This is a genomic window from Sphingobacterium sp. 40-24 (assembly GCF_001899705.1).
Lineage (GTDB): Bacteria > Bacteroidota > Bacteroidia > Sphingobacteriales > Sphingobacteriaceae > Sphingobacterium > Sphingobacterium multivorum.
This window is the reverse complement of the sequence record NZ_MKWH01000054.1, coordinates 31,475-49,485: the sequence shown is the minus strand read 5'-3', so window position 1 is coordinate 49,485 and position 18,011 is coordinate 31,475. Positions and strand designations below refer to the sequence as shown.

Sequence of the window (18,011 nt, the reverse complement as noted above, 5' to 3'; positions counted from 1 at the left end):
AAACATAAAAACCATGAGCACAAAAAATATGATCAAGATCACAAACCTTCAAAAGTATTACCGCACTGAAGAAGTTGAAACCGTCGCATTAAACAACCTAAACATTCATGTCAAAGAGGGCGAGTTTGTTGCTGTAATGGGTCCTTCGGGCTGTGGAAAATCGACTTTACTCAATATTATCGGATTGCTGGATGATTTGGATGAAGGAAGCTATCTGTTCAACGAGATTGAAGTTGCCAAATTCAAAGAACGTGGTCGCTCAGATCTCCGCAAACATAACATTGGTTTTGTATTCCAGAGCTTCAATCTAATCGATGAACTAACAGTATTTGAAAACGTGGAACTTCCACTGGTTTATACCAATGTTCCAGCTGCAGAACGCAAAAAGCGTGTAGAAGAAGTTTTGGAAAAAGTCCAGATCATGCACCGCCGAAATCACTTTCCACAACAGCTCTCCGGAGGTCAGCAACAACGTGTGGCCGTTGCTCGCGCTGTCGTGAATAATCCAAAATTGATTCTTGCCGATGAGCCTACGGGTAACCTCGATTCCAATAATGGTAACGAAGTCATGCAACTCCTGACTGAATTGAACGAAGCCGGCACAACCATCGTCATGGTAACACATAGTGAACACGATGCAAAGTTTTCTGACCGTGTAATCCGCATGCTAGACGGGCAAGTGATTATGGAAACAACTTCGGTATAAAGACACACATATATAACCAAGATATTTATCCTAATAACCTATAGATGATGAGCACGATTAAATTAATTTTCAGACAACTATGGCGTAACCGTCTTTTCACATTTTTAAATGTATTTGGGCTTGCCATCGGAATAAGTGCCTGTTGGCTTATTTTCCGTATCGTCAATTATGAATTTAGTTTTGATCAGCATCATCCGAAAAGTGAGCAGATTTACAAGGTCCATACCTCCTATGAAGAAAAGGATAAATTAGATCATTTCGATGGTGTTCCCGCACCATTACCGGCATATATTAAGGAAAACTTTGTTAGTGTTGAACTGACTGTACCCATCTTTAAACAATACTTCGAACGTGTCAGCAATATTGGCGGCACGCAGAAAATAGAGTTTGAAGATCAACCCGATATCATCGGTACCACGGGAGACTATTTCAAAATGACACCTTATGTTTGGTTAGCTGGCGACCAAAGGAATATACTAAAAAATAGCCATGAAGTCATCCTGACAGAATCGCGGGCTAAATTGTATTTCCCAAACAGGTCAATAGACCAAATCATAGGACAGACTTTGTCCTATGATAGTACATTATACAATGTCACCGGCATTGTAAAAGATCTAGCCCATCCAAGCAGCTTTTTGGGTAAAGAATTTATCCAGATTCCAGAAAAGGAATGGAATAGCACAAACTGGAACAATTCAAATTCAAATTGGCAGCTCTTTATTAAGGTAAAATCATCGGCTTCCCTTCCTAACCTCATAAAGACAGCCGATAAAAAGGCCTATGAGATGACGCATGCCGAATTTGACAAGTTTGGGTTTAAAATGCATGTAAACACAGTACCTTTAAAAGACTTACATTTTACTTCTTACGCGCAAAATAATGTTAATAAGAAAATAATGTATGGCCTAATCGGCATAGGTATATTTTTGCTTTTACTCGCCTGTGTCAATTACATCAATCTCGCTACCGCCCAAATCCCACAACGCGCAAAAGAGATTGGTATCAGAAAGACATTAGGAGAAAGCCAGAAAAGAATTACAAAGTCCTTTTTGTTGGAAACATTTTGCATTACGGCTTTTTCGGTACTTTTATCATGGCCTTTACTTATTCTCATTCAAACAGTTTTAGCCTCCTATATCCCCGATCAGCTCAAGTTGTATCCCGATCCATGGGGAGTATCGCTATTTTTAGCAACACTTACAATCACGATTACCTTAATTTCCTCAGGTTACCCGATTTTATTAACAAATAAAGTCAAGATTGTTGAAGTCATTAAAATCTCAAATGCGCAAAGTCTCAAATTTGGCAATCTTTCTTTTCGGAAAATGCTCATTATATTTCAATTTTTGATTGCTCAGCTATTTGTTATTTCAACTTGCATCATTGGTCTACAGTTGAAACATGCGCTACAGAATAACTCCGGCTTCGATAAGGATGCGATTATTACCCTACGTTTCCCGAGTAAAAGCTACCAGGACAGTAATGTTGATCCTTTTGTTTTTAAGCAAGCGATTAAGCACATCACAGGTGTAGAGCAGGCTTCCTTGGGGCATCTGCCCATGAGTAACGATCATTGGGGAAATGCCTTGTTTGCGAAAAGTGATACGGGACAGGTACAGGCAGATGTACAAATGAAATTTGTCGACCAAGATAACTTTAAGCTCTATAATTTTAAAATGCTTGCTGGCCGCCCGCTGCAGTTGGCCGATACGAGCACTGGCATCGTGTTAAACTTAGCCACCGTTCAAAAGTTAGGCTTTAAATCTGCTGAAAATGCTGTAGGTAGCTTTGTCACGTACACAGACAAACAGCGGCAGATTGTGGGTGTAACCGACAATTTTCACACAAAAAATCTCCATGCAGCCATTCAACCTGTTGTCATGCTGAGCTCTATTAAAAAATGGGAATTAAACAGACTAAGCGTCAAACTCAATAGTAATTCAACTACCTGGCCGGAAACTTTAAAACAGATTGAGAAAGAATGGAAAAAATATTATCCAAAAGCCCCATTCAAATATGATTTCTATGACCAGCAAATCAAAGAACTCTATAGCAGTGATCTAAAATTCTCGAAGATTATCAATCTATTTACATCGACGACAATTCTCATCAGCTGCCTGGGATTGATCGGTCTGGTTACCATCACCACGGTACAACGTACCAAAGAAATTGGTATTCGAAAAGTATTGGGAAGCACGGTATTGGGGATTATTGGATTATTATCAAAAGATTATATCAAACTTATACTCATTTCTATTTTGATTGCTACCCCAATTGCTTGGTGGGCGATGCACAAATGGTTGGATGATTTTGCGTATAAAATAGAGCTATCCTGGTGGATGTTTATTATTCCGGCTGCCGCAACCTTACTTATTGCATTTTTTACGATGAGCTACCAATCCATAAAAGCGGCACGTGCAAATCCAGTACATAGTTTAAGAGATGAATAAGATGATAAAGAAGCTCATTAATGAACAATACAACTAACACCTGTCCCTATGATAAAGAATTATTTAATAACCGCAATTAGAGAATTAAGGAAAAGAAAATTCTATACCGCTATCAATATATTAGGTCTGTCGGTCAGTCTTACTGCAGCGATATTAATTATTTTTTGGGTACAGGATGAACAGAGCTTTGATAAATTTCACCCAAACTATGAGGCAATATATACCGTAAATTCCCATTTGGATCCAGAACATAACGGCGCAATTTGGGGCATAACTCCCGGCCCTATAGGCAACTATGCCAAAAATGCACCCAACGTAGAATTTGCAACGCGCGTTTCACAGGATTATAATGTTACCTTGGTCAACGATAAGCTGAAACGCCCTGTAACGGATATGAGTATCTATTATGTTGATGGCAGTTTTTTTAATATGTTTCATTTTCCCTTACAAGAGGGCTCCCTTGTAGGTTTTCAGGAAAATTATAAACAAGCACTGGTCACAGCATCAACAGCAGAAAAACTCTTTAGCAACCAGCAGGCCATTGGAAAGACCTTCCGTTATGGTGCAGATCTGTTCACCGTAGCCGGTATCTTAAAAGATGTTCCACAAAATTCCTCGATGCAATTCAATGTGATCATTCCATTAGGTTATCATGCACAACGGTTTACAAATTGGGGCGGTAATGGAAAATGGAAAACAATCGATGAAGACTTAGGCAATTACAGCTTCGCTACCTACGTCAAAGTAAAACCAACGGCTTCTCCTACCCTCATTGGAAAATTTATCTCGGAGAATTATACCAAAGCCCGCGATGGTGAAAATTCAACCATCTTTGTTTTAGATCCTTTAAAAACCATGCACTTAATCGCCCCGGACGGCAATAAATCGACACTTCGCATGGTGCAAATTTTTGGGATCATTGCAATCTTATTATTGGTTATTGGTGCAGTAAATTATGTCAATTTGAGTACTGCACGGGCATTGGATCGGGCCAAAGATGTTGGCATCCGAAAGATAATCGGTGCTAATCGTCTCCATCTATTCTTACAGTTTATCACCGAAACGGTTGTTGTATTCTTTTGCTCGCTCGTAATAGCTTTCATTCTTATCCTTGTACTTCATACTGGATACAATCAAATTGCACAAAAATCAATCAGCTACTCCTTCCAAAACAGTACAATATGGTTATATATAGGTGTTGCGATTATCGGCACACTAGGCTTATCCAGTATATATCCTGCGATACAACTTTCCTCATTCAATCCCATTCATTCGTTAAAAGGAAAATCAGTTAAAGGAGTTTCCTCAACGACCATGCGTAAAATATTGGTGGTTTTTCAATTTACACTTTCTGTAACACTGATTGTATGCACCTTGGTTATCCGCAATCAACTGGATTTTATCCAAAAGATCAACCTCGGATACGACCGAGATCATGTCATTACACTTGGTCTTCCTGAGGAGGCCTACAAACATATGGACGCCATACAGACCGAACTCAAAAATAACGACGCAATACAAGGAGTCTCTCTTTCAAGTGTTTACAACATGACGGATTTCGGAAATGCCACGGGCGATATAGATTGGCCTGGCAAATCCAAAGACAACAAGCTAATCGTAGCGCAAGCCAAAATTGACAAGGATTTTATTCCGTTAATGAATATACAGTTCGTTGAGGGGAAAAATTTCACAGGCCTGCCAGCGGATTCTTCCGGATATATTATCAACGAGACCTTAGCAAAACAAATGGGGTTAAAGCCGCCATATGTGGGATCCAATATGAGTTTCCACGATTTCCCTGGACAAATTATCGGTGTGGTGAAAGATTTTCACTTCAAATCCATCAAAGATAAAATAGGTCCAATGGTCTTCTGGACGCGCTGGGGATCGGGCACGCTTTATGTAAAAACAAGTACCACAAAAGCCGCTGAGGCCATCAAAGCCTTAGAGAAGGTTTATAACCGCTATCCATCAGACGCTCCTTTCAAATATACTTTCATTGATCAACAATTTGATAGTCTATACAAATCCGAACAGCGTACAGGTTTGTTGTTCAATGTTTTTGCAGGTATTGCCATTTTTATATCTGCTTTAGGTCTGTTTGCATTGGCAACTCACGAAGCGCAAATGCGTATAAAAGAAATCGGCATCCGTAAAGTTCTTGGAGCTAGCACCTTTGGTGTCGTCCGGCTATTGGGAAAAAATTTCGTACTACTCGTTTCCATTTCCATTCTGATAGCCTGTCCCATAGCGGTTTACCTGATGAAACAATGGTTAAGCAATTTTGCATATAAAACAGATCTAGAGCTGCAAACATTTGTCTTCGGTGGTATTTTGGCCTTGCTGATCGCCATTGTTACCGTCAGCTACCAGGCTGTTCGGGCAGCTTTATCCAATCCCGTAGATAGTTTAAGGGACGAATAAAAACGAATATAAGAAAGTGGATGATTGGCATGTATACACTGGCACTTAAGAAATAAAGCTATGATCAAGAATTATATAAAAATAGCCTGGCGCAATATCCAGAAAAACAGAGGATACTCGACCATCAATATCATTGGCCTTGCAATAGGTTTGGCCTGTTGCCTATTGATCGCAATTTATGTTCAGAACGAACTTTCCTACGATAAATATCACGTAAACAAAGAGCGGATTTACCGCATCGTACACGACTATAAAGATGTTAGCAGCACAGAGCAGCATCAAATCTGGGGCAATGGACCTATTGGTGAAGCTATCAAAGCAGACTTTCCAGAAATCGAGAAAGTTGTTCAATTCTCGGGTCAAACATCTATCCTGCTCAAACAGGGCGATAAAAGATTCCAGGAGGAAAATGTATTTTTCATGGACTCCACTGCATTTGATGTCTTCAGTTGGAAGGTTTTGGCCGGCGATCCTCATACAGCTTTAAAAAACGCCTATTCTGTTGTATTAACAGAAAGTACCGCAAAGAAATATTTCGGAGATCAAAATCCCATTGGCAAGACGCTGGAGGGAGGTTTAGCTGCGGGCCGTGCTGACGCAGGTCTATATACTGTAACGGCAGTAATGGCCGATGTACCTGCTAATTCACACTTTACGTTCGATGCATTGCTCTCGATGAGTACATTCCGAAAAGCACGGCCAGACGTATTTAATAAAGAAGGCTGGGATTATGTAGACTTCTACACGTACTTTCTCGCTTCAAAAGACTTTGATCCTGTAAAGTTCGACCAGAAAATACCGGAGTTTCTCAAGCGGCATCTCCCAACAAATGAAAACCCAAATGCAAAATACAATTTCCATATCGAGCCACTTCTGCAAGCTTACATGCACTCGTCTGCAGATCGTCAACCCGGCACCAATGGAAGCTATCAGAATTTATACATATTCAGCATTATTGGCGGATTCATCTTACTGATCGCCTGTGTGAACTTTATGAATCTGGCTACATCAAGGTCAATGGAAAGAGCAAAGGAAGTAGGCGTACGAAAAACCATAGGAGCAAGCAAAAGCAATCTGATCTTTCAGTTTATGTCTGAATCATTGGTTCTTGTATTCGTCAGTAGTATTTTGGCTATACTGCTCGTTATGGCCTTTCTCCCCTTTTTGGAAGCATTCTCGGGCAAACACCTCAATTATTCATCCCTGAAAAATGGGACGACCTGGGCAATATTCCTATTCACTACCATTTTTACGGGACTTCTTGCCGCCAGCTATCCCGCGTTGATTCTAGCAAATTTCAAACCGATTGCAGTACTTAAAGGAAGTTATAGCAACAGCAAAGGTGGTACATTATTACGTCGCGTATTAGTTGTTTTCCAATTTTGCCTTTCTATTGCGCTCATTGCAGGTACAGTCGTCGTCTTTTCTCAACTAGATCAATTACAGCACCGAGATCTTGGATTTCAAAAAGATCAACGGCTCGTGATAGATTATAATTTCGATGATAAGGTAAACAATAACCTGGAAGCGATAAAATCTACACTAGCAAAAGATAAAGATGTTTTGTCTGTCACTGCATCACGTACGGTACCGGGAACATTTTTTCCAAATGCAGGAACAGAAATCATGTCAGCAAACGGAACGATGAGTCAATTTGCTCCTTTCTTATATGAAGTCGATGTTGACTTTATTCCTAATATTGGTCTGCAAATGGCCGCAGGGCGTGCCTATTCCAGAGATTTCCCAGCGGACACGGCCCATTCACTTGTTATCAATGAATCCGCTGCAAAACAATGGGGCTATTCAAATCCACAAGATATTATTGGCAAACAATTTCGTCAATGGGGAAGAGAAGGAACGGTTATCGGTGTAGTGAAAGATTTCAATTACCTTTCTTTACACCGTAAGATTGAGCCTTTAGCTTTGCGACTTGAACCAAGCAGCAGCCGGTATTTAACCTTGAATATCCAACATGTAAACCAGCCTGAGACCGTCGCCAGAATCGGCAAGCTGTGGAATGAACTTGTACCAAACCGTCCATTTTTATATAGCTTTCTCGACGACAATTTCAATCGACAATATGAAGCGGATTTTAATTTTAGAAGACTTTTTACAGCCTTCTCCGGACTGGCACTTTTTATTGCCTGTTTAGGTTTATTGGGACTTGTTACGTATACAGCCCAACAGCGTACCAAAGAAATCGGTGTACGGAAAGTTCTCGGTGCATCCATCTATAATTTAATCCTCCTGCTCTCTTCCGACTTCATCAAGTTATTGGCTGTAGCGCTCCTCATCGCGACACCGCTATCTTGGATGGCGATGAAAAAATGGCTTGACAACTTTGCATACCATATTGAACCACAATGGTGGATGTTTGTCTTTGCTGGTTTTGCTACAATCACTATCGCATTAGTAACGGTGAGTTTTCAAACACTCAAGGCTGCCAAGGCAAATCCTGTAGATAGTTTAAGAGACGAATAACAATATAATTTAATCCCCATCACGATATTCCAGCTATGAACAACCTCCTATTAAAATCGGCAATTCGACAACTTTGGAAGAATAAACTATTCTCCCTATTAAATATTATTGGACTAGCCATCGGTATTACGTCATGTTGGGTCATATTTAAGATTGTCAATTATGAGTATAGTTTTGAAGCTGGAGTTCCTCAGCTTGAACGAACCTATAGGATCATTTCTCAGTTTAAAAATGATGGCAAGGATAATTACAATGGGGGATTGGCCAAGCCGTTTTATCAGGCCATCCGAAAAGAAATTCCGGGCGTGGAACTGGTCGCTCCAGCATTCAGAAATTATCAAATGGAATCTGTCACAATCAACAAGGGACAAAAAAATCAAAAACTTGTCGAGGACTTTGATGAGGCTGAAGGCAATGTGACGGAGACTACCAGCGACTACTTCAAGCTCGTTGGCTACAAATGGTTAGCAGGTTCACCAGAGAAAGCATTTTCAACTGCCAACGACATCGTATTGACAAAAAAAAGGGCAGCCATTTATTTCCCAAACCAGGCTGTCCAGGGCTTAATCGGCAAAACCATCTTTTATAACGACAGTATACCCAAAACAGTAACTGGCATTGTTGACGACCTTGGCTTCAACACGGAGTTCAATGGCACAGAATTCGTCTTGCTTAAAGAAGAAGTCTACCCACTGAATGTCTGGACGAATACCAATGGTACTGACAGACTTTATATCCGATTAAAAGATGGTGTAAAAGACCTTCCAATCCAGGCAGCTATCAATAAGATCGGACAAAAAAAATGGCAGGAATTCAGCCAGGAAAAAAAACCGAAGTTTGACTACAACCGTAAGGTCGTAGTCATGCCACTAAAAGATTCCCATTTTGCAGTACACATAAAAGAATGGTACGCCGAAAGAACAAGCAAAACCGTTATTTATGGGTTAATTGCCGTAGCTGCTTTTCTGATGCTTTTGGCCTGTATCAACTATATCAATCTTAGTACGGCACAAATACCAGCGCGGAGTAAAGATATTGGTGTCCGTAAAACATTGGGAAGTAGTCAGGGAAAATTAGTTAGCCAAATTATTTTTGAATCGCTTTTAACCATTGCTATTGCACTTGTTTGTTCGGTCTTTCTGACGAAACTGGCCTTTTTCTATTTTCAGGAAATGATTCCGGAGAAAGTAAAGGATTTTACAAGTTCGACGACATCCATGCTGTTTATCGCAATTTTACTGACCGTAACGACTTTAATTTCCTCGGCATATCCTTCTTGGTTAATTAAAAAGGTACAGCCTGTCAATTTATTTCGGGCTGGCAAGCAGTTTCAAATCGGAAAAACACAAATCAACCTTCGGAAAACATTGATTGTATTCCAATTCTTTATTGCTCAATTTTTTACGGTTTCAGCACTCATTATCGGCCAACAACTCTCCTATACCCTCAACAAAGATATGGGATTCAACAAAGATGCTGTTGTTACCTTCGATCTACCTTCCAAGCTCATCAACAAATTTTATGAGGAAAAACTGGATCAAAGTAAGAAACAAACACTCCTACATGAGATCCAAAAAATAAAAGGTGTTTCGGCAGCGTCAATCGGCAGCAAGCCCTTATCAAATAATTATTCATCATCTTGGTTTCATCGACAAGACCCTACGTTAAAAGAGAAAATTTCATCCGATATTTTCTTTAAAAATGCGGATGCAAATTATATCACTGTCTATGACATGAAGTTAATTGCGGGCACCAATCTACCACAATCCGATACTGTCAATGCTTATATTATTAATGAATCTGCTGTCAAGGCGTTCGGTTTCAATTCGCCTCAAGATGCTATTGGGAAGTCAATTGGTCAAGAAGACAGTACCTTCCCGATCGTTGGCGTTATTAAAGATTTTCATGCCCAGGAATTCTATAAAGAGATCACACCTTTGGCTTTGCGCAGTTTTAGCCGTGGTGCCTATACCTTCAATATAAAACTATCGGGAAACAGCAAAGAATGGAAAACCAGTATTGAAGCGATCAACAAAGTATATACGCAGTTTTTTCCGGAACTCCCCATAGAAATAAAGTTCTACGATGAAACGATTGCGTCACTCTATCAAAAAGAGCAAAATCTGGCCAAATTAATTAACGTGAGTACAATTGTTGCTGTTTTGATCGGTTGTTTGGGCCTCTTTGGGCTGATTACCCTTGCGGCTTTCCAACGCAGCAAAGAGATCGGTATCCGTAAAGTTTTGGGTGCAAGTATTCCAAGTATCTTTCATTTATTGGCTAAAAACTTTGTACAGCTTATTTTAATCAGCATTCTTATTGCCGCACCCTTGACCTGGTGGACCTGTAGCAAGTGGCTGGAAGATTTTTACTACCGCATCGATCTTACGGCAACACCTTTTCTATTAGGCGCTGGGCTAGCACTATCTGCGGCGGTACTGACCATTAGTTTTCAATCGATCAAGGCAGCTATCCAAAATCCCGTAAATAGCTTACGGGACGAATAGCAACACTAGAATATCAAATTGGGGTTAACAAAAAACGAAATAACAATGATTGGAAATTCACTTAAAACAGCCTATCGTTTTTTAAAAAAACATAAGTTGATCACGTTTATCAATATCACCAGTCTCGCGATTGGCATTACGGCGACGCTGGTTATTTTCTTAATGATCCAATACGACTACAGTTTTGATAAACACGTTCCAAATCAAGAACAGGTCTATCGTGTTGTCAATAATGGTGAATTTAAAAATGCCGGTGTTTACGTACCATTGGTTCGTACCATGGAATCGGAATTACCGAACTTAGAAGCAGTAGCCCCCATTTATCGAAGCCATATTCCCAAACTAAAAGTTTCAACCGCGACGGATAAATTCCAAACTTTTCCAAAAGAGCAAAAGATGGCTTTCACCAACAGTCAATACTTCGATATTTTCCCTTCGAAATGGTTGGCTGGAAGTCCTAAGGCTTTGAATTCATCCGGAAATATTATCCTTACACAGAAAACACTAGAAAAGTTTTATGGAAAAGAACTGCCTGCAAATGTAATTGGCAAAACCATCATCTATGCAGATAGTATCCCACTTCAGGTCGCTGGTGTAATCGAAAATCCACAACATAATTCGGATTTTAATTTTGATAGTTTCATCGCTGATGCGACCATCGTCCAAGACAACAACCTAAAGAAGATGTATAGTTGGGAAGCTTGGAACAGCATCTCTGATTCACATCAGGTACTCATCAAGACAAAAGCACACAGCAATCCGCATCTTTTGGAACGAAATATTGCTAATCTCCTTAAAAAATATAAATACAAAGAAGGTGAAAAAATCAACGATAAACTTGAATTACAAGCCTTATCTGATGTTCATTTCGACACGCGATTTAATTATGAAGCGACTCATCCAGAAGCACTTCGCAACCTCATTTTACTGGCATTCTTCCTGTTAGCCCTAGGGGCGGTAAATTTTATCAATTTATCCACAGCACAATCCATCGAAAGAGCTAAAGAAGTGGGTATTCGCAAGACATTGGGTAGCTCTAAGGCAACATTAATTAAACAATTCTTACTAGAGACATTTCTGATTACCTTATCGGCGACAATACTCGCGGTTTTATTGCTTCCTTTGTTCTTACATGTTTTTGAAGGATTTATTCCCAAAAACTTAAGTTTAGACCGTTTAGACAAAACCGTTATTCTTTTATTCTTATTCGGGCAGCTTATCGTGGTCACCATTCTTGCGGGGTTTTATCCAGCTTGGGTATTGACAGGATACGCTCCTGTATTGGCACTCAAAAACCAGCTTGGAAAAAACACCAATCTTTCCCGAAGCGTATGGGTCCGCAAAGCACTGACTATTTTCCAATTTGTCTTAGCTCAGGCTTTTCTGATTTGTGTACTCGTTGTCGTGCGGCAGATCAATTACGTCTCCCATCGAGACATGGGTTTTCAGAAAGACGCGATCGTCAACATCAATATTCCTGGAGCTTTCCAAAATTCTACAAAAGGTCTCGTGCTTAAAAATGAGCTCAAAAAATTGCCGGATATCAAAGCGATTAGTTTTGGGAACATTGCACCCGCGATGAACGGCTGGATGACCACAGGAATCACTTATGATCAGTCGCCAACAAAGGAATCGCTAACATTCGATAGCCGCTCAGGTGATGAAAATTATTTGGAAGTCTATCAAATTCCACTTCTGGCAGGAAGGAATATACGTTTACTGGATTCAACCAGTGAAATGCTGATCAATAGAAAAGGACTTGAGCTACTGCATATCAAAGATCCCCAGGATGCCATTGGTAAAACTTTCGAAAATGGGCAGAATATCATCGTTGGTGTAATGGAGGATTTTGATCTAGCCTCTGCCCGACAGGCGGTTAAACCAGTCTTGTATACAGGCAGTAAGGAAGGATACGTACTCCATATTGCATTGGACCAATCGCATCCCGAAAACTGGAAAAATACCATTGATAAAATAACGGCTAATTATAAATCGGTCTTTCCAGACGACGAACTGGATCTGAAATTTTTGGATGATGTCGTCCAAAATTTCTACACCCAAGAAAAACAGCTTTCTAAGCTTCTATCATGGGCAGTAGGGCTTTCAATCCTGATTGCTGGCCTAGGTTTATTTGGATTAGCCATATTTACGGCAAATCAACGCACAAAGGAAATTGGAATCCGTAAAGTATTGGGGGCATCTGTTTTCCAGATAACCTTTCTACTGCTTCGGAATTTGCTATCATTGGTTGCAATAGCCTGTCTAGTAGCCTTTCCAATTGCTTATTATTTTATGCAGAGCTGGCTCAATGAATTTGTTTATCGAACCACGATAAGTCCCTGGATTTTTGGACTGTCTGCACTGGGCTTGATTGCATTTGCAAGTCTTGTATTATCAACCAAAAGTGTCTTTGCAGCAAAAGCAAATCCGATCAATAGTCTAAGGGATGAATAAATCAGCGGGTAAAAGCAATAAGCGTACTCCTGTGCATAACATATATTAAGAACTTAAAACCCCATAACAATGATAAAGAACTTCATCAAAACCGCGTGGCGAAGTATTTTTTCTAATAAATTCTACAGCGCCATTAATATTTTAGGATTAACAGCAGGAATGGTTGTGGGGATATTCTTATTGCTGTGGATACAAGACGAGTTGTCCTTTGACCGGTTCCATAAAAATCAGCATTCCATCTACAAAATTGGAATAGAAGGAGGAACTGGGATATCAAAACGAATCTTTGGATCCATCATTGCTCCCGTAGGAAGTTTCGCAAAAAAGGAAATTCCTGAAGTCCAGGATGCAGTCCGTATTTTCAAAATTGGAGATGCTGCACTTAAATATAAAGAGAAGAGATTTAATGAAAAGAACTTTGCATTTGTAGACCCCAGTTATTTTACGGTTTTCGATTTTCCACTACTACAGGGCAATTCAAAACAACCCTTCCCCGACAACAATTCCATTGTACTTACGCAACGTACGGCACGTCGGTACTTCGGTGATGAAAATCCAATTGGAAAAACTGTGACATTGGGTATCGAGGACCTTTGTGTTGTATCAGGTGTCATTGCTGATTATCCAGAAAACTCTACTTTTCAATTTCAGGTTCTGCTCCCCATTTCGAGATTTAACGAACAGGCTTACATTAAAAACAAAACGACCTATGATAATAAGACCTTTTTATCTTCCATGGATGAAGATTGGTCCAATTTTTCATTCGAAACTTATCTCCAACTGAGGCCTGATGCAAATCTCGCCGCAGTTTCAAAAAAGCTACAGGCGATACACGAAAGGAACAAACCTGAAGATGCCCCTGTCCCCTACGTTACACAAGCACTCGCAAAGGTGCATCTCTACCAAATGGATGGTAGTGATGCAGGAATTGACAATGTTCGAGTTTTTATAGGCGTAGCGATTATGATTCTTGTTATCGCAAGTATTAACTATATCAATCTTTCTACTGCACGGTCGTTGTCGCGCGCAAAAGAAGTGGGGATACGTAAAGTTATCGGCGCTGGTAAAAAGGAACTTTTTTTCCAATTTATATTGGAAACAACCATACTATTTGTCATTGCATCAACATTGGCACTTGCGCTAGTATTTATTGGCCTCCCTTTGTTTAATAATTTCTCGGGGAAGCAGATTTCCCTACAGCTCTTTAATCCTACGTTATGGATAAGCGTACTGCTCATGCTTTTAGGAACACTTGTACTTACAAGTGTATATCCTGCCCTGCTTTTATCGAGATTTGATCCGATTAAAGTACTTAAAGGCCGGTTTACCATAAAAAATTCCAGTGCACGAAAAATACTGGTTGTCCTGCAGTTCACTGTTTCCATCATCCTTATCACTTTAACAATTGTTATCGGTCGCCAATTGGATTTTATAAAACATCAAAATTTAGGCTACGAAAAGGATCATATTATTTCCGTTGCTATGGCACCAAAAATGTCCAAACATTTTGATGCTGTCAAAACCGAACTTCTAAAAAACAAGGATATTGATGATGTAATCCGTCTTGGCCGGGATATGGTTTATGGTGGAGCTTCAACTGGAGACAACGATTGGGAAGGAAAGCCCAGCAAATCCAATCTCTGGTTCAATATGACCTATTCTGATCAATCTGCACTCAACTTTTTTAAGATAAAACTAACACAAGGTCGTAATTTCACAGGCTCCATAGCAGATTCAACACATTTCATTCTTAATGAAACGGCAGTACGGGAAATGGGTTTAAAAGATCCTATTGGCACACGTTTACGCATTCGAACAGTTCCGGGAACTATTATTGGGGTTGTAAAAGATTTTAATTATGCGAGCGCTAGACAAAAGATCGAGCCGATGGTCTTTCAATATAGCCCAAAAGATTGCTGGCAGCTATACATCAAAACAACAACTTCTGGTACAAAATCCGCATTAAACTCCTTGCAACACATCTGGAAAAGTTATTATGATGATATGCCTATGAACTACAGCTTCCTGGACGAAAGCTATCAAAAGCAATATACGAATGAGCAGAAACAAGGCTCTTTATTCAATTTTTTTGCCCTGATCGCCATCGTCATCTCCTGCTTAGGACTCTTAGGACTATGTACCTATACTGCACAAGTTAGGACCAAAGAAATTGGTATCAGAAAGGTCCTTGGCGCAACGGTATTTAGCATTATACAATTATTAAACAAGGAATTTCTACTCTTAGTCATTTTGGCCAATGTCATCGCAATACCAATTGCTGTATATTTCAGTATAAATTGGCTCGATGGTTTTGCCTTTAGAACGACGCTCCCATTCACCATATTTCTATATGCGGCGGGGATAACCATTGCTATTGCATTATTTACGGTGAGTTTCCAATCCATTAAAGCGGCATACGCCAATCCTGTGAAAAGTTTGCACGATGAATAGTTTATATTTGAGAACCAAAAACAACAGCATAAAATGATTCGATTATTCCTAAAAACAGCGCTGAGAAATTTGAAGCGCAGTCCCTTAAACACAACAATAAATATTTTGGGATTAGCACTGGGGTTTACTGTTGCCCTGATAAGTACATTATGGGTACTGAAACAATTTTCTTTTGATAAGCATTACAGCAATTATCAACATATTTATCAGGTCATGATGACTGGAACCTTCAATGATGAGAAATCTACTGATCGCTCCACCCCTATTCCCTTGGTCAAAACAATCGCGTCTGATTTCAAAAATGAGATGGCAGATGCCACTTTGGTCACCAATATGGAAAGCAACAATCTTAAAGTAGGTGATAAAAAGCTTAATGCACCGGGATTCTATGCCATGGGAAAATTCGCCGAATTATTTTCCCTCGAATCTTTAGAAGGAAATAGTACCACACCGGGCAATCCATCGACCATCATAATTTCCGAATCCTTAGCAAAACGACTGTTCAATCAGACAAGTGTTATCGGGAAAACGCTCCAATTGAATGGTAAAGAACAATATACTGTTCAGGGCGTTTATAAAGATATTCCTGAAAACAACACTTTTTATGGCTTAGATTATGTATTGCCGTTTGTCGATTATCTTGCTAAAGACCAAGGTATTGAAGAAAGCTGGTCCAGCTGTTATTTCAGCACTTTCGCTAAGATCGAAAATGCTGCCTTTGTTCCCGCTTTGGAAAATAAACTAACAAATATCATCAACAAAAAACTGACGGATATAAAACCTGAAATCCTGTTACATCCGATGTCCAAATGGCATTTATACGATTCATTTAAAAATGGAAAGAACGTCGGCGGGCAGATTCAGTATGTATGGATGTTTGTTTGGATAAGCGTATTCATTATTTTATTGGCCAGTATTAATTTTATTAACTTGAGTACGGCGAGAAGCCTGAAAAGAGGAAAAGAAATCGGGGTTTTAAAATCGGTTGGTGTCAACCGCCGGCAGCTTATTGCAGGCTTTCTTGTTGAGTCAATCCTAGCGGTAGCCTGCGCATTTTTGATCGCTGTTCTATTCGCTACATTGCTGTTGCCTTGGGTCAAAACGATTACACACACTTCATTGCATATACCTTTTGCGGATATTCGTTTTTATGGCTATTCTTTATTAGGAATAGGCGTTATAGGGCTTTTAGCGGGTATGTATCCGGCATTATTTCTATCGGCCTTTAATCCTATTCTTGCACTTAAAGGTAAGATCAACAACCGAAAAGGCGGATCAAGAAGTAGAAAGGCAATGGTCATCGTGCAATTTGCGATTTCTATTTTCCTGATGATATCCACTTATCTGGTGATTCAACAACTGCATTATACCAAGGACCGCCCAATAGGTTATAAAGGTTCAAATTTGATAAACATTACTTCATCCAATTCAATTATCGTCAAAAACTTTGATGTCCTTAGAAAAGAGTTGATCGGTCAGCGTTTAGTTAAAGATGCTTCCCTTTCTTCCAACTTTGTCAACCACCTATCCTTAACGGGTGGTGGCTTTAATTGGCAGGGCAATGATACCAGGGACGGTGCGATCATGGGGATCTTCACCGTGGATGAAAACTTTGCTAATACTGTACAATGGAACTTTATAAAAGGACGCAATTTTTCAAAAGATTTCAAAACAGATTCAACAGCTGTTATTCTGAACGAAGCTGCGGCCAAATTTATGGGAGTTACCGACCTAAACAGCAAACAACTTTCACGAGCCGGTATTGATTACCATATCGTGGGTATTATCCAGAACACGCTGTCCGAATCGCCGTTCAAATCCATTACACCGACGGCTTATTTTCTAAAATTTTTACCAAAGAATAAAATCACGCTTCAACTGGATGAAAATCAAGATGTCAAACAAAACCTAAAAGCTATTGCCACAGCATTCAACCGCATAGATCCTGATCTTATTTTTGATTATACCTTTACGGATCAGGAATATGCCAAAGAGTTTCAACAGATGGAAATGATCAAGAGCTTAACCAGTTTATTTACAGGGTTGGCCATACTCATTTCATGTCTTGGTCTCTACGCGCTGGTTTCCTTTCTTACGGAGCAACGAGAAAAAGAAATTGGCATTCGTAAAGTATTGGGCGCATCAGAACTTGGCTTGTGGCGACTACTTTCCACAGAATACATTTGGCTCACAGGCATTGGCTTTTTACTCGCAGCCCCTTTAGCCTATCTGCTAATGGAATCATGGCTCGAAGATTATGTCTACCGCATATCAATTACATGGACGGTCTTTGCTATCACAGGCTTAACCGCCCTAATCATCACCTTATTAACCGTTAGTTACCAAGCGATTAAAGCAACATTAGCAAATCCTGTAAAAACCTTAAGAAGCGAATAATACCAATTTGTTCGGGGACGGACACTATACTGTCCGTTTCCGAACATTTAAAACCGCTATAAAAACACAACAAAAACCTAAAAATCAATACATTATATTTATGGCAAACGAATTGAACTACTTGGCTTTGCTATTTTTCGA

Annotated in this window: 8 protein-coding genes; all 8 read left to right on the top strand. The window is 39.7% G+C overall.

The window, feature by feature from the left end; all coding sequences use genetic code 11:
* The first annotated feature begins 28 nt into the window (after window positions 1–28).
* The 8 genes from BGP15_RS19295 (at window position 29) to BGP15_RS19260 (ending at window position 17,870) form a co-directional block, all read left to right on the top strand.
* Window positions 29–706, top strand: a complete 678-nt coding sequence (locus BGP15_RS19295; RefSeq protein ID WP_046672289.1) for an ABC transporter ATP-binding protein — start codon at window positions 29–31, stop codon at window positions 704–706.
* Window positions 707–750: 44 nt separating this feature from the next.
* Window positions 751–3,156 (top strand): ABC transporter permease, encoded by a 2,406-nt coding sequence (locus tag BGP15_RS19290; RefSeq protein WP_286767374.1) that lies wholly within the window; start codon window positions 751–753, stop codon window positions 3,154–3,156.
* A 48-nt stretch (window positions 3,157–3,204) separates the two neighbouring features.
* A complete protein-coding gene (locus BGP15_RS19285; RefSeq protein ID WP_286770538.1) occupies window positions 3,205–5,580 on the top strand; it encodes an ABC transporter permease in 2,376 nt (791 codons plus the stop codon).
* Window positions 5,581–5,640: 60 nt separating this feature from the next.
* A complete protein-coding gene (locus tag BGP15_RS19280) occupies window positions 5,641–8,061 on the top strand; it encodes an ABC transporter permease (protein WP_070566262.1) in 2,421 nt (806 codons plus the stop codon).
* 35 nt (window positions 8,062–8,096) lie between these two features.
* The gene (locus BGP15_RS19275) at window positions 8,097–10,568 is read left to right on the top strand and encodes an ABC transporter permease (protein WP_286770537.1); all 2,472 of its coding nucleotides are present in this window, start codon (window positions 8,097–8,099) and stop codon (window positions 10,566–10,568) included.
* Between the two features lie 45 nt (window positions 10,569–10,613).
* Window positions 10,614–13,022 (top strand): ABC transporter permease, encoded by a 2,409-nt coding sequence (locus BGP15_RS19270; RefSeq protein ID WP_286767370.1) that lies wholly within the window; start codon window positions 10,614–10,616, stop codon window positions 13,020–13,022.
* A 69-nt stretch (window positions 13,023–13,091) separates the two neighbouring features.
* Window positions 13,092–15,473 carry an ABC transporter permease gene (locus tag BGP15_RS19265; protein ID WP_286770536.1) on the top strand — a complete coding sequence of 794 codons (2,382 nt, stop codon included), beginning with the start codon at window positions 13,092–13,094 and terminating at the stop codon, window positions 15,471–15,473.
* Between the two features lie 33 nt (window positions 15,474–15,506).
* Window positions 15,507–17,870, top strand: a complete 2,364-nt coding sequence (locus BGP15_RS19260; protein WP_286770535.1) for an FtsX-like permease family protein — start codon at window positions 15,507–15,509, stop codon at window positions 17,868–17,870.
* The last annotated feature ends 141 nt before the right edge of the window (window positions 17,871–18,011 follow it).